General features: G+C 43.2%; 11 protein-coding genes. 5 read left to right on the plus strand and 6 right to left on the minus strand.

From position 1 onward, the window contains the following. Positions 1-6: 6 nt before the first annotated feature. The 5 genes from infA to trxB form a co-directional block, all read right to left on the minus strand. Positions 7-228: a translation initiation factor IF-1 gene (gene infA, locus Xedl_RS40595; protein WP_074022498.1), complete on the minus strand. Its 222-nt coding sequence runs from the start codon at positions 226-228 to the stop codon at positions 7-9. 168 nt (positions 229-396) lie between these two features. Beyond that, positions 397-1083: a leucyl/phenylalanyl-tRNA--protein transferase gene (aat, locus tag Xedl_RS40600; RefSeq protein ID WP_074022499.1), complete on the minus strand. Its 687-nt coding sequence runs from the start codon at positions 1081-1083 to the stop codon at positions 397-399. An 8-nt stretch (positions 1084-1091) separates the two neighbouring features. Continuing rightward, positions 1092-2867, minus strand: a complete 1776-nt coding sequence (gene cydC / locus Xedl_RS40605; protein WP_074022500.1) for a heme ABC transporter ATP-binding protein/permease CydC — start codon at positions 2865-2867, stop codon at positions 1092-1094. Positions 2868-2869: 2 nt separating this feature from the next. Next, complete coding sequence (gene cydD / locus Xedl_RS40610; protein ID WP_074022501.1) at positions 2870-4639, minus strand: heme ABC transporter permease/ATP-binding protein CydD; 1770 nt, start codon at positions 4637-4639, stop codon at positions 2870-2872. A 103-nt stretch (positions 4640-4742) separates the two neighbouring features. Next, a complete protein-coding gene (trxB, locus tag Xedl_RS40615; protein ID WP_074022502.1) occupies positions 4743-5702 on the minus strand; it encodes a thioredoxin-disulfide reductase in 960 nt (319 codons plus the stop codon). Positions 5703-6553: 851 nt separating this feature from the next. On the opposite strand from trxB, the gene lrp reads away from it, so the two are divergent. The 5 genes from lrp (at position 6554) to serS (ending at position 13814) form a co-directional block, all read left to right on the plus strand. Then, positions 6554-7048, plus strand: a complete 495-nt coding sequence (gene lrp, locus Xedl_RS40620) for a leucine-responsive transcriptional regulator Lrp (protein ID WP_004256338.1) — start codon at positions 6554-6556, stop codon at positions 7046-7048. Positions 7049-7180: 132 nt separating this feature from the next. Next, the gene (locus Xedl_RS40625) at positions 7181-10399 is read left to right on the plus strand and encodes a DNA translocase FtsK 4TM domain-containing protein (RefSeq protein ID WP_074022503.1); all 3219 of its coding nucleotides are present in this window, start codon (positions 7181-7183) and stop codon (positions 10397-10399) included. A gap of 72 nt (positions 10400-10471) precedes the next feature. Continuing rightward, positions 10472-11083, plus strand: coding sequence for an outer membrane lipoprotein periplasmic chaperone LolA (lolA, locus tag Xedl_RS40630; RefSeq protein ID WP_074022504.1), 612 nt, complete (start codon positions 10472-10474; stop codon positions 11081-11083). 7 nt (positions 11084-11090) lie between these two features. Then, positions 11091-12434, plus strand: a complete 1344-nt coding sequence (locus Xedl_RS40635) for a replication-associated recombination protein A (RefSeq protein ID WP_074022505.1) — start codon at positions 11091-11093, stop codon at positions 12432-12434. 90 nt (positions 12435-12524) lie between these two features. Beyond that, positions 12525-13814 carry a serine--tRNA ligase gene (gene serS, locus Xedl_RS40640; protein ID WP_074022506.1) on the plus strand — a complete coding sequence of 430 codons (1290 nt, stop codon included), beginning with the start codon at positions 12525-12527 and terminating at the stop codon, positions 13812-13814. Between the two features lie 69 nt (positions 13815-13883). On the opposite strand, the gene Xedl_RS40645 is transcribed toward serS, so the two are convergent. Beyond that, positions 13884-14699, minus strand: a complete 816-nt coding sequence (locus Xedl_RS40645; protein ID WP_074022507.1) for a BPSS1780 family membrane protein — start codon at positions 14697-14699, stop codon at positions 13884-13886. Positions 14700-15013 lie beyond the last annotated feature (314 nt).

The following is a 15013-nucleotide window of genomic DNA, read 5'->3' on the forward strand; positions in this document are numbered from 1 at the left end:
TCTTAATCAGCGGCTACGGAAAGTGATGCGTCCTTTTTCCGGATCATATGTAGTTAGCTCAACTGTAACTGTGTCTCCTGTCAGGATGCGGATATAGTTTTTACGCATTTTTCCTGAGATATGAGCAGTGACAGTGTGCCCGTTGTCTAATTCAACGCGAAACACGGTATTTGGCAGTGTTTCTAAAACAGTACCTTGCATTTCAAAATTAGTGTCTTCTTTGGCCATCTAATCCTCTAAATGTAACAACCATAGTTTTTAACCGGCAAGATAATGCCGAAAAACCATCATTATGTAAAGGAATGTCGTATTTTAAGTCATCATTTTACACGCGATAATATGATGGCTAATGATGACATCCCACCATGAACAGCATTTATTTCTAAGAGATAATTATCAATCCAGCTTTTGTACAGACCAGCAACCTGATTGCAATGGCTGCTTTCTTAATTGATAAAGATACTGGAGAAACTTTTCTCTCGGAATATTTTTAGCACCCAATGATTCTGTATGGTGATTTAGTACCTGACAATCAAATAGCTGACCACCATAACGCAAAAAATGGTGATAGAATGCGACAAAAGCGCACTTGGAAGCATTCTCCATTTTGCTAAACATCGATTCACCGCAAAATAGTGTACCGACACAAACGCCGTATAAACCACCCACAAGTTGGTAGTCATGCCAGACTTCAATTGAATGAGCTAAACCTTCTTTATGTAAAGTTTGATAACCTTTTTGAACATCGGTTCCAATCCAGGTGCCTTCTTGTCGTTGGGCGCAATTATATATCACTTCATCAAAGGCATAGTTTACCGTAATTTGGTAAATATGTTTGCGAATAAATCGACGTAGTGTTCGGCCAATATGCAATTCTCCTGGAATTAACACGGCCCTGGGATCGGGAGACCACCATAAAGGCGGTTCATCAGGCGAATACCACGGAAAAATCCCCTCATGATACGCTACTCGTAAACGTTCTGCACTTAGATCTCCTCCAAATGCCAATAAACCATTAGGATCAACGAGTGCATTGGTAGGGTGGGGAAATTCGTATGAGTTACCCAATTGAGCTATCGACATAAGTTGCATCACCTTTGCTCAGAATAGCTCTGTAGCTGATAAAACTGTTGTCGCTGATAAAATTGATAGTAACGCCCTTGTTGAGCGAGTAGCGCATTGTGCTTCCCTTGCTCGATAATGCGTCCTCCATCCATAACGCAAATCCGATCCATGTGTTGCAAGCCTGTAAGTCGATGGGTAACGATAATCAACGCTTTATGCTGACAACTACGGTGTAGCAGCGACAGAATTTGTTGTTCTGTATCTGCATCAAGTCCTTCAGTGGGTTCATCCAATAGCATTAAAGGGGCATTGTGCAACAATGCTCTGGCAATACCCAAGCGACGCTGTTCTCCACCGGAAAGCTGACGCCCTCCCTCACCCATCCAACAGTTTAGCTTTTTATCAGTGTCTAGCAAGTACCCTAAACCTACTTGTTGCAGTACGGTTGTTAATTCATCGTCATGAGCATCTGGTTTTGCCAATAAGAGATTTTCACGCAAGGTATGGCTAAAGATATGTATCCGCTGCGGAACGATAGACATCATTGAACGTAATGTTGACTCATCATAGTGGGAGATCGGGTGCTGATTGAGTTGAATCTCACCGCTATTGACGTCCCAGGCACGTGTTAATAATTGCAAAAGTGTTGATTTACCACATCCTGTTTTCCCCAGTAAAGCAATATGTTCGCCGGATGTCAGAGATAGAGATATATTTTTCAATACTGGCTGTGGCTGGTCAGGGTAGGTGAAATCAACATTTTTTATTTCAAGACTGAGCTTGTCATTTGCTTGCGGTCCATGAGAAGGGAAGGTGACTTCCGGTTTTTGGTGCATCAACTGAGAAACTCGAGTTGCAGATGCAATGACTTGCCCCATGTGCTGGAATGCCACTGTGACTGGCCCAAGTGCTTCGAACGCAGCAAGGGTGCAGAATGTAAACAGTGCTATTAATGCGCCCGCTTGACTATTTTCTCCTACACCTGTTTCTCCCACCCCTGCCGCAGCCAACCACAAAATCAGCGTTACTGTAATACCAGTGGAAAAAATCATAATGGCTTGTGAGAGTCCGGTTAAACTGGCTTGTTTTTGCTGGTTTTTTAGCCAGTTATTTTCAATCTCAGTCATGGATTGACGGAAGCGCTTGAGTGCACCAAATACGCTTAACTCAGCTTGCCCCTGCAAGGCGCTGGTCAGTAATGTACGATACTGACCGCGTTGTTGGGTCATGTTTCTGCCATAAGGTTTTCCTGCGTGGTAAAACACGCAAGGTAATATCAGCAGCAGTCCTAACATAATACCGCCAATAGTATAAGCGAGGGTGATATCAAGCAAGCCCAGGCCGAATGTCAGAGCGAGAATGACGACGAATGCGGCGAGAACAGGGGAAATAACGCGCAGATACAGGTGATCCAGTGTTTCCACATCCGCAACAAGCCTATTTAACAACTCACCTTGACGAAAACGAGCAATGCCTCCCGGAGAAAGGGGCAGTATTTTTTGAAATGCGAAAACACGTAAATGTGCTAATACCCGGAATGTTGCATCATGGCTGACAAGCCGTTCACCATAACGTCCAGCCGTGCGAAAAATGGCCGCACCGCGAACACCGGCGGCTGGCAGCATATAGTTGAATGTATATAACCCTGCGAACCCTGCCAGGGCGGTACCAGCCAGGAACCAACCAGAGAGTGTTAGCAACCCAATACTGGCTAGTAGTGTCACAATTGCCAATACCATACCTAAGCTAATGAGAAACCAATGGCGACGATAGAGTGCGAGAAATGGGAGTAATACACGCATGATTAAAGCTCCACACTACGGTGAGACAATAAACGAGAAAATACACTTTGAGACTGGCTTAAAGTTTGATAATCACCTTGCTCAATAAGCAATCCGTTTTCCATTACCCAAATCTGGTCATACGATAGCGTTTCTTCTAACAAGTGAGTGACCAATAATGTGGTTTGTTGATGTGATGCTTGATTTAAAGCCATCATCACACGCTGTTCGCTATGGGCATCAAGGCTAGCGGCTGGTTCATCCAATAGCAATAATTGGCAAGGATTTAACAACGCTCGTGCTACCGCAATACGTTGGGCTTGTCCAACAGACAGACGAGCAGCGTTGTCACCTATCACCGTATTGATTCCATCTGGAAGGTCGTTAATAAACTCACTGACATAAGCCCGTTCCATCACATCATTGATTTGCTCTTGCGTTGCGTCATATTGACCAAGACGAATATTATCGAGCACTGTTTGTTCTGGCAGGTGTGGGTTTTGCCCAACCCAGCTTAAATGTTCGCGCCATTTGGTGAGATTGAGTTCACGCAACTCAATACCATTGATTTTTAAGGAACCCTGATAAGGCAAGAATCCCAGCAATACATTGATCAACGAACTTTTGCCCGCACCACTTTTTCCAACCAGAGCAATTCGCTGACGTTTATCAATGGTAAAATTCAAAGGACCGGCAAGACGATGTCCATCGTGGGACATAATTTCCAGGCCGCAGGCTTCAATGGTTACGGGTTCTTTATCTGATAGTGTTTTCTCACCGCGATTTGCGACCTGTTCTCCATCGCTGCTAAGTAAGGTGAAGAGCGATTCTGCCGCTCCGACTGCCTGGGCTTTGGCGTGATAAAACGTACCTAAATCGCGCAGTGGTTGAAAAAACTCAGGTGCGAGGATTAACGCGAGGAAACCTGCAAACAACGTAACACCGATGCCATAGCTACCAAAGTGCAATTCGCCCAAATAGGAAAAACCAAAATAAACAGCAACAACAGCAATGGAAATTGCAGCAAAAAATTCTAAAACTGCTGAAGATAGGAATGCCATGCGCAGAACTTCCATCGTCCTACGACGAAAGTTTTCTGTTGACTCCGCGATTTGTTCAACTTCCGCATCCCCTCGATGAAACAGGCGCAAAGTTTCCAAACCCCGTAAACGATCGAGAAAATTACCGCTTAATCGGCTGAGAGCAACAAAATTGCGCCGATTGGCATCTGCGGCTCCTAACCCGACCAAAGCCATAAACAGAGGAATCAATGGAGCGGTGACAAATAAAATCAATCCTGCGGCCCAATTAATTGGAAACACAGTAATCAGAATTAAGATAGGGATCATTGTCGCAAGAGTAATTTGAGGTAAATAGCGAGAGTAGAAATCTTGCATGTCTTCTATCTGCTCCAGGATAATGGTCGCCCAACTTCCTGCGGGTTTTCCCTTAACCCACACTGGACCTAATTGTTCGAGTTTATCCAGTACCATATTGCGAATTTGTTGACGTACAATTTTGCCACAAATAAACCCGATTCGCTCCCGAACAGCATTGACAATCGCTCGTAATGTAAAAGTAGCGGCCAACATTAGAAATTGGTCGATCAGATTTTCACGGGGAACATTGTCCATAATCAGAGCCTGGAGGATTGTCGCCAAGAGCCAGGCCTGAGAAATAATCAGCAATCCACTGATTAAGCCAAGTAGCATTGATAAACGAAGCCACCGACGGGCAGGAGCAGTTTGCTGCTTCAGCCATCGAACAAGTTCAGATTGTCTTGTTTTGTCCATAAGAAAAATTTCTGATTAGGGGGTGATGATACGGAATATCAAACCAGGTTGTATGTTACCTGTTAAAAAGCGCTATCGAAATAGCGCCTTGGGGAAAGATAGATTATTTGGTTGCCAATCCGTCAAGGAAACGTTCAGCATCCAGTGCAGCCATACAGCCTGTACCTGCTGAGGTGATAGCTTGGCGATACACATGATCCATAACATCTCCGGCGGCAAAGATACCAGGAATAGACGTTTGGGTAGCATTACCATGTAAGCCAGATTGGACTTTGATATATCCGTTTTCCAGCTCTAGCTGGTCATCAAAGATGCCCGTATTTGGACTATGGCCGATGGCAATGAAAACGCCGGTAACACCCAGTTCTTCAGTGCTGTCACTTTTCGTATCACGAATGCGAATGCCGGTAACACCCATATCATCACCCAGTACTTCATCCAACGTACGATCAGTATGCAGAATGATATTACCGTTCTTCACTTTTTCCATCAGACGATCAATCAGGATTTTCTCTGAACGGAAAGTATCACGACGGTGAATCAAATGTACTTCAGAGGCGATGTTCGCCAAATACAGAGCTTCTTCAACGGCAGTATTCCCCCCACCAACTACAGCAACTTTTTGTTTGCGATAGAAAAAACCATCACAGGTTGCACAGGCAGATACCCCACGACCTTTGAAAGCTTCCTCGGAAGGCAATCCGAGATAACGGGCTGAAGCACCTGTCGCGATAATTAAAGCATCACAGGTATATTCCTGATCATCACCAAATAAACGGAATGGTCTATTTGAGAAATCAACTTTCTGAATATGGTCAGAAATGATTTCTGTTTGAAATTTTTCGGCGTGCTGGAACATTCGCTCCATTAAACTTGGGCCAGTCAGCCCTTCAGGATCACCGGGCCAGTTTTCAACCTCAGTCGTGGTGGTCAATTGGCCGCCTTTTTCAACCCCAGTAATGAGGACAGGATTTAGGTTAGCGCGGGCTGCATACACAGCAGCGGTATAACCAGCAGGGCCTGAACCAAGAATGATAAGTTTACTGTGTTTGGCTGTGCTCATGGATACCTCATTTTTCCTATCACATATTGCAGATTTAGGGATTGTAGGAGAAATAATAAGTTAAAAAAAGCAATTATCAGATAAAATATTCATGTTATTAACGATTTTACCGATAGATAGTAACTATGATGTAATCGTATTGTAAGAGATGATTGTTTAACTTCCTGAATTGAACATCATTTATACATATGAGACACGAAATAAGCTATCGAAACGATTTACTGAAAATTTGTTTGGCAGGTTGTTCTGATTTTTGTTCATTTACTTTGACAATCGGCTGTGCATTTGCGAAAACATCAGTGTAAGAGATAATTATCTCTTCTGCTAATCAATTGTTTCTATAAAATGGATAAATTAGTGTGAGTGATTTTCTCATAGAATATAAAAATTGCCGTTAAGCTGTTTCTGAAAAACCTAGTGTTTTTGGTGCTAATATCTTGAGAAATAGTGTTCTGGGAAATGATGTTTCTGAGAGACAGTGTTCTGGTAAATCGTGTCGTATTCCTAATGGATTTCAAGTTGTAGTGCGGCGATAAGGGAACAAAACCTCAAGCGCATAGAAACTAGTATGAATGATGAGTGGCTGACATATGAGTAACTGAGTGATTGGGGTGAGTGAGCACAGCGAACATAGCAGCAACTTGGAAAGTCAAAGGGAAAATTAATCGAATTCTGGGAGATTGCAGTCTGGGAAATTGTATTCTGGGAGATTGTTTCTAGAAGTTGTAGTAGTCCTTAAACCTTGGTTACAGATTGAGTTTTAACCTTTGAAGACATCTTTTCCAGCTCAACAGCTTGAAAGAGATAGGGAAAATGTTTTAGGTGTAGGAATATAAAGAGAGAGCAATAAGATGATAGATAATAAGAAGCGTCCAGGAAAAGATCTTGATCGTATAGATCGTAATATCCTTAATGAGTTGCAAAAAGATGGCCGTATTTCTAATGTGGAGTTATCCAAAAGAGTTGGTTTGTCACCAACACCTTGTCTGGAACGTGTACGTCGCTTAGAGCGTCAGGGCTTTATCTCTGGCTATACGGCTTTGCTGAATCCTCATTATTTGGATGCATCATTGCTGGTATTTGTTGAAATTACGTTGAACCGCGGTGCAGCAGATGTATTTGAACAATTTAATACTGCTGTTCAGAAACTAGAAGAAATCCAAGAGTGTCATTTAGTTTCTGGTGATTTTGACTACTTGCTGAAAACACGTGTACCAGATATGTCTGCATATCGTAAGTTGCTCGGCGAAACTTTGTTGCGTCTTCCAGGTGTTAACGACACCCGTACTTATGTTGTGATGGAAGAAGTGAAACAGAGTAACCGCTTGGTGATTAAGACTCGTTAAGCTTTCATCTAAAATGTACAGATGCAAAACAGAAAAAACTTAGGTACACTCCTGTTTATGCATACAGTTTCAACGCTGAGCTACCCTCAGCGTTGTTCCATTTAATCAACAGAAAAACCTGGAGAGCCTTTCTTGAACCAGGAATATACAGAAGACAAACGTGTTAAGTTAAAGAAGATAAGCAGTGGCCGCCGGCTTCTGGAAGCCGTTCTGTTGGTTATTGCTATCTGTGCTGTGTATTTAATAGTAGCGCTTATCAGCTTCAATCCATCTGATCCCAGTTGGTCACAGACATCATGGCATGAACCCGTCCATAATTGGGGGGGCAGTGTTGGTGCCTGGTTATCTGACATACTATTCTCGGCATTTGGTATTCTTGCCTATGCAGTCCCGCCATTTATGTTGTTAGGGTGTTGGAATGCTTTCCGTCAGAAAGATAGGCAAGAGTACATTGATTTCTTCACACTTGCATTACGCGTTATTGGTGCTTTAGCTCTGATACTGACATCATGTGGTTTGGCTGCACTCAATATTGATGATTTAAATGATTTTGCTGCTGGCGGAGTCATTGGCAATTTATTCAGCAATGCGATTCTACCGTGGTTCAACATCCTGGGGGCAACATTGGCACTGCTTGGCATTTGGGCCGTTGGATTCACACTGTTTACAGGTTGGTCATGGCTTGCGATTGCAGAAAAAATTGGCGCAGTTATTTTGGATTCACTGAGTTTTGTCATCAATCGTGGCCGTCATGATGCTGAATGTGACGAAAATGATTTAGAGAGTGCGTTAGTTTCCGAACGTTCAGCCAGTGAACAAGAACACGCAGAACATGCAGACAAACATGAAATGGTTAAATCTGCGGTTGCAACTGAAACACCAGACGCAGACGATGTATTACTGACAGCCCCAACATTAGCCGAATTAGCTAATACAGATCCCGCGTTACAACCTGCGTCAGATTCTCCGACTGCTCCAGCATTTGATCAACCTCAGGAGCAGGAGCCTGTTCGCTATTCTTTTGAATTACCGGATGATGACCAATCAGACACACATCCACAATCAGATGATTTTTCTCAGGTTATTTCAAATCTATCCACAAACAGTTCTGCTGGTACGAGTGCGCATTCACAAGATGATGTCACCGATATATTTACGCTTCCTGCAACTGATAATGCCAATTTGAAAAATACGGCAGCGGATATTGTGAGCTCTGCTGTTATGGCGAAGAATCCACAGGTTAAACAAGGTATTGGTCCTGAAATGCCGCGCCCTAATCCTGTCAGGATCCCAACACGTCGCGAATTGTATGGTATCAAAGTGCCTTCTCACCGTTTGGCAGAACACATGCAACGGAAAGAAAAAGAGAGGCAGAATGAGTTAATTGCAGAAGCTAACGAACAGCGAATGGATGCCCAACAGCAAGACATGTTGCGTCAGCAATTCCTCGAACAGCAACGTGAGCGCTATGGTGCTGATCTAGAAGAAGGAAACAGAGAGTCAGAGTCTCGTGAAGACAGTACGCTGATAGATAAGCAACCAACAGTAGCTGATGAGTTGACGAAAAATAGTGCAGATGGACAAACTATAGGCGAACAGCCAGTAGATGAACAAAAAGCACAGGAAGAAGCGTTGAGGATAGCGTTTGAGCAACAGCAACGTGAACGTTACCACCTGAATCAACCTGAGCCGACGGAATTTGTTATGCCAACAGAGCCACCGGCTCAACAAATTCAGGACAAAAATACAGCAATCACTCTTGATTCTCACGAATCGAGGAATCAGCCTACTTTTGTGCAGCAACCGCAGCAAGATAGCCTGTTCCATCCATTTTTGAGACGTAATGATCAGCCATTGCCAAAACCAACGACGCCGATGCCTTCTTTGGATCTTTTGGCTGAACCACCGGCGGAAGAAGAACCGGTTGACATGTTTGCGCTTGAGCAAACTTCGCGTTTAATTGAAGCGCGTTTGAACGATTATCGTGTTAAAGCAGATGTTGTTGGATTTTCTCCAGGGCCTGTCATTACACGATTTGAATTGGATTTAGCTCCTGGAGTGAAAGCTTCGCGTATCTCTAACTTATCACGTGACCTCGCTCGCTCGCTTTCAGCGGTAGCCGTCCGTATCGTGGAAGTTATTCCGGGAAGACCTTATGTTGGTTTGGAATTACCCAATAAAAAACGCCAAACGGTTTACCTGCGGGAAGTTTTGGACTGTGAGAAATTCCGTGATAACCCTTCACCGTTAACTATCGTCTTAGGAAAAGACATTGCAGGGCAGCCGGTTGTGGCTGATCTGGGTAAGATGCCTCATTTATTGGTAGCAGGAACGACAGGTTCGGGTAAATCGGTAGGGGTCAATGCGATGATCCTCAGTATTCTGTATAAAGCGAAACCAGAGGATGTGCGCTTTATTATGATTGACCCTAAAATGCTTGAATTATCGGTTTATGAAGGCATTCCGCACTTATTGACTGAAGTTGTCACCGATATGAAAGATGCCGCCAATGCATTGCGTTGGTGCGTAAATGAAATGGAGCGACGCTATAAGCTGATGTCAGCTCTAGGTGTGCGTAACCTTGCGGGCTATAACGACAAGATCAAGCAAGCCGAAAATATGGGGCGGCCGATCCCTGATCCGTTCTGGAAGCCAGGTGATAGCATGGATACAACGCATCCTATGCTGAAAAAAGAGCCGTATATTGTTGTCATGGTTGATGAGTTTGCCGACTTAATGATGACAGTGGGGAAAAAGGTGGAAGAATTAATTGCCCGTTTGGCTCAGAAAGCACGAGCAGCAGGTATCCACTTAGTATTGGCAACCCAGCGTCCTTCTGTTGATATTATTACCGGACTGATTAAGGCAAATATTCCGACACGTATTGCATTTACAGTATCCAGTAAAATAGATTCCCGTACCATTCTTGATCAAGGTGGCGCGGAATCATTGCTTGGTATGGGAGACATGCTTTATTTGGCGCCAAATTCCTCCATTCCTGTACGTGTTCATGGTGCATTCGTGCGCGATCAAGAAGTGCATGAAGTGGTGAATGACTGGAAAGCCCGTGGTCGTCCTCAATATATAGACAGTATTGTCAAAGGAGGAGAAGACGGTGAAGGCGGTATGGGATTTGATAGCGACGAAGAGCTAGATCCCCTGTTTGATCAGGCGGTTGAATTTGTGGTTGAAAAACGTCGCGTTTCTATTTCGGGTGTGCAACGTCAATTCCGGATTGGATATAACCGAGCAGCCCGGATTGTCGAACAAATGGAAGCACAACAGATAGTGAGTGCACCTGGGCATAATGGTAATCGTGAAGTTTTAGCACCTCCGTCACATGAACATTAATTATCGCCGTGAAATGTAAACAGTATCGACAATTGATGGCGGATAAGAAAACGAATTGAAGGTATCTTGCACATGAAAAAACTGATGTTGATTGGTTGTCTGATGATGGGTGTGAGCATAGGTTCTGCTTGGGCTAATGCAACGCAGGATCTGCAAGGGCGTTTAGGAAAGGTGAATAGTTTTCATGCTAGTTTTACTCAAACAGTAACTAGCAATGATGGTTCAACAGTCCAACAAGGAGAGGGAGAGCTTTGGATCAAACGCCCAAATTTGTTTAACTGGCATATGACGTCACCTGATGAGAGTGTTTTGGTTTCTGATGGCAAGACGCTGTGGTTTTATAATCCTTTTGTTGAACAGGTGACGGCAAATTGGTTAAAAGAAGCGACGGGAAATACGCCATTTATGCTGATTGCACGCAATGATCCTGCCGACTGGAAACAGTACAAGGTTATGCAAAACGGTAATAATTTCGAGCTGACTCCCCATAATAGCAATGGCAATTTAAAACATTTTTCAATTACCGTGACACCAGAAGGAACAATCCAAAAATTTACTGCCGTTGAACAGGATGGGCAAAAAAGTGCTTACCAATTGAAAGGGCAGCAAAATGTAAACGTGGATGCGGCAAAATTTAAATTTACCGTACCGGCAGGGGTCACGCTGGACGATCAACGCCAGTGAGGTTTAAGTGAACAATCTTTCGCTCGATTTTTCACAAAATGAATTTCAGCCACTGGCCGCAAGAATGCGGCCAGTCACATTAGATCAGTATATTGGCCAACAGCACTTACTGGCGGAAGGAAAGCCTTTGCCGCGAGCCATCCGGGCTGGTCACCTTCATTCCATGATTTTATGGGGACCGCCCGGAACAGGAAAAACAACACTAGCTGAAATTATTGGTTATTATGCACAAGCTGATATTGAGCGTATTTCGGCAGTCACTTCTGGCATAAAAGAAATTCGTGAATCCATAGAAAAAGCACGACAAAATCGTAATGTAGGGCGCAGAACTATTTCATTTGTTGATGAGGTTCATCGATTCAATAAGAGCCAGCAGGATGCGTTCTTGCCACATATTGAAGATGGTACGATCACATTTATTGGTGCAACCACTGAAAATCCCTCCTTCGAATTAAATTCGGCCTTATTGTCACGGGCTCGTGTCTATTTATTGAAATCACTTTCGACGGCAGAAATTGAACAGGTTCTTATTCAGGCCATGAACGATACAGAGCGTGGCATTGGTGGGCAAAATATCGTCTTACCGGACAATACTCGTCAAATGATAGCAGAGCTTGTGGCGGGAGATGCACGCCGTTCACTGAATTTGCTGGAGATGATGTCGGACATGGCAGAAACCGATGCGCAAGGGCAACGGATTTTGACGCCGGAATTACTGAAAGAAGTGAGTGGGGAAAGGAGTGCCAGGTTTGATAATCAAGGTGATCGATATTACGATTTAATTTCTGCACTGCATAAATCAATCCGCGGTTCAGCACCTGATGCAGCACTTTATTGGTACGCCCGAATTATTACCGCAGGCGGTGATCCTCTTTATGTTGCCCGTCGGTTACTGGCAATTGCTTCTGAGGATGTGGGTAATGCTGATCCACGCGGAATGCAGATAGCTATTGCAGCATGGGATTGTTTTACGCGTGTAGGAGCGGCTGAAGGAGAAAGGGCGATCGCACAGGCGATTGTCTATCTTGCATGTGCACCGAAAAGTAATGCTGTTTATACCGCATTCAAAGCAGCTATGGCGGATGCACAAAACAAACCGGATTATGATGTTCCTGCCCATTTGCGTAATGCTCCGACTAAATTAATGAAAGAAATCGGGTTTGGTGAAGAGTACCGCTACGCTCATGATGAAACTAACGCATATGCAGCCGGCGAAGTCTATTTTCCACCAGAAATGCAACAAGCACGTTATTATTACCCGACTGCCAGAGGGCTGGAAAGTAAGATAGGTGAAAAGTTAAACTGGCTAATGGAACAGGATCAAAATAGCCCAACAAAACGCTATCGTTAATTTTCTTGATACGGTAAGGTTTATATCTAACAATTTCAAACGACAGCTCTTAGCTGTAGTTTTTTCAATAACAACAAGCACAGGACTAGCATGCTCGATCCAAATATACTGCGTAATGAGCTAGACGCAGTCGCCGAAAAACTGGCTCGCAGGGGTTATACCCTTGATGTGGAGATGCTGCGCAAACTAGAAGAGCGCCGCAAAGTTTTACAAGTTGAAACTGAAACCCTGCAAGCAGAACGTAATTCCCGATCGAAGGCTATTGGTGCAGCGAAAGCCCGTGGTGAAGATATTGAACCACTGCGTCAGGAAGTGAATCAGTTGGGAGAAAAACTGGATTCAGCAAAAGCTGAACTGGAAACGTTGCAGGCTGAGATCCGTAATCTTGCATTAAGTATGCCGAATATCCCAGATGATTCTTCTCCGGACGGAAAAGATGACAGTGATAATCTGGAAATTAGTCGTTGGGGTGAACCACGCCAATATGACTTTGAAATCAAAGACCATGTATCACTGGGTGAACTGACTGGCGGCCTTGATTTTGCTGCTGCGGTTAAACTGACTGGCTCGCGTTTCGTAGTAATGAAAGGGCAGATCGCTCGTCTGCACCGTGCTATCACCCAGTTCATGCTGGATCTGCATACAGAGCAGCATGGTTATCTGGAAACTTACGTCCCTTATCTGGTTAACCATGATTCTTTATATGGTACGGGGCAGTTACCTAAGTTTGGTGAAGATCTGTTCCATACCAGACCATTGGAAGAAGAATCTGGCAGTCATTATGCGCTGATCCCAACTGCGGAAGTTCCGGTCACTAACTTAGTTCGTGATGAAATTCTGGATGAAAGCGCGTTACCATTGAAGATGACGGCACATACCCCTTGCTTCCGTTCTGAGGCGGGTTCTTATGGTCGTGATACCCGTGGCCTTATCCGTATGCACCAGTTTGATAAGGTTGAATTGGTTCAGGTTGTTCATCCGGAAAAATCCATGGAAGCATTGGAGGAACTGACTGGACACGCTGAGAAGGTATTACAGTTACTGAATCTTCCTTACCGTAAGATGCTGCTGTGCACGGGTGACATGGGAGCAAGCGCAAGAAAAACTTACGATCTGGAAGTTTGGTTACCAGCGCAAAATACTTATCGTGAAATATCCTCTTGTTCCAACATGTGGGATTTTCAGGCTCGCCGTATGCAAGCGCGTTTCCGTGGTAAAGATGACAAGAAAACTCAGTTGGTACATACACTGAATGGTTCTGGTCTTGCGGTAGGTCGTACTTTGGTTGCCGTGATGGAAAATTATCAGCAAGCAGATGGCCGTATTGAAATCCCAGAAATATTGCGTCCTTATATGAATGGATTGGAATATATTGGTTAATACCATATTTTTTTAATAAAAAAGCGCCGAATATGGCGCTTTTTACATATAAATATCTATTGAAAATATTTAATTGATTAAGTGAGATTTTGTTTCTTGGGTTTCTGTAGCATAAAAAATGCTGCGATAAGTTGTATAATAGGTTGCCATATACATAGGTAAAGTAACAATCAAACCTAAACCAAGTGGAATTGCGGAAATAAACATCAGAAGACCCGTCAATAAGAAAAACAGGAAACCACCGAATAGATTTTTTCTTACTGCACTTAAACTCATTGATATTGCTTCACCAAATTTTAAATCATTAATGATAATCAGAGCAGGAGCAAACCAACTAAATGCAAGGGCAACAATGCCAAAGAAGAATATAACCAATATTGCCAGCATTAAAGTAGAAAAACCACCCATTACTAGCATTGGGTCTGATTCCTGTCCTGCCAATAATACTTGAATTAGGCTTGTTCCACCAAGTATGACAGCAGCAATGGCACCAAGTATATATATGCCAATGACAAGCCCGCCAACAGCCACTAATGAGCCAAGTTTATTCTTAAACCCATGGAAAAGTAATTCTATTTCAAAATCACCGGTTGTTCGCTGTTTTTCACTGGCAGCAATAAATCCAGCAATAAATACTGAACTAAACAGAATCGTGGCAATACTGATGATAGGGATGAATTGTAAAATTGCAATGATAACGAAATAGATTAAATATAACAGTATCCATTTCAGTGGTTTTGCTTTAAACATTTCCCATGCATTACCAATCCACTCTGTTGCCGCCCCAGCTCCCGCAGCACGACCATCTGGAATGAATGTATCTTTTTCCTTGCTCAGAGAGACGCTGTTCTCTCCTGAATTGAGATTCATATCTTGAGTATCCATATTTTTCCGATTTATTTTATTGAATAGCAATTACTGAATTGATTTTTTCTATTTTATTGACACAAATCGTTATAGAAAACAGAGGGATTATCATATAAAAATTATTAATCAACAAGTGTTGATTTTGATCCTTATCGGTAGATAAAGAGATGTTTTTATCGGTAATAATGAATATGTAAGATTTATTTTGATCATATTAGGTATATCCAGCCTGATAAGTTGATCAGATAAACTATCTGCATTGGTGTTATAATCGGTAATCAGATGACTTATTGCCTGTTCTTATGAAATCGAATATCACACTGTCTGAACCA

This window comes from Xenorhabdus eapokensis, from assembly GCF_001908105.1.

Coding starts and splice junctions, on each gene's coding strand:
- infA (WP_074022498.1), bottom strand. CDS start 228: ATGGCCAAAGAAGACACTAATTTTGAAATGCAAGGTACTGTTTTAGAA.
- aat (WP_074022499.1), bottom strand. CDS start 1,083: ATGTCGATAGCTCAATTGGGTAACTCATACGAATTTCCCCACCCTACC.
- cydC (WP_074022500.1), bottom strand. CDS start 2,867: ATGCGTGTATTACTCCCATTTCTCGCACTCTATCGTCGCCATTGGTTT.
- cydD (WP_074022501.1), bottom strand. CDS start 4,639: ATGGACAAAACAAGACAATCTGAACTTGTTCGATGGCTGAAGCAGCAA.
- trxB (WP_074022502.1), bottom strand. CDS start 5,702: ATGAGCACAGCCAAACACAGTAAACTTATCATTCTTGGTTCAGGCCCT.
- lrp (WP_004256338.1), top strand. CDS start 6,554: ATGATAGATAATAAGAAGCGTCCAGGAAAAGATCTTGATCGTATAGAT.
- lolA (WP_074022504.1), top strand. CDS start 10,472: ATGAAAAAACTGATGTTGATTGGTTGTCTGATGATGGGTGTGAGCATA.
- serS (WP_074022506.1), top strand. CDS start 12,525: ATGCTCGATCCAAATATACTGCGTAATGAGCTAGACGCAGTCGCCGAA.
- Xedl_RS40645 (WP_074022507.1), bottom strand. CDS start 14,699: ATGGATACTCAAGATATGAATCTCAATTCAGGAGAGAACAGCGTCTCT.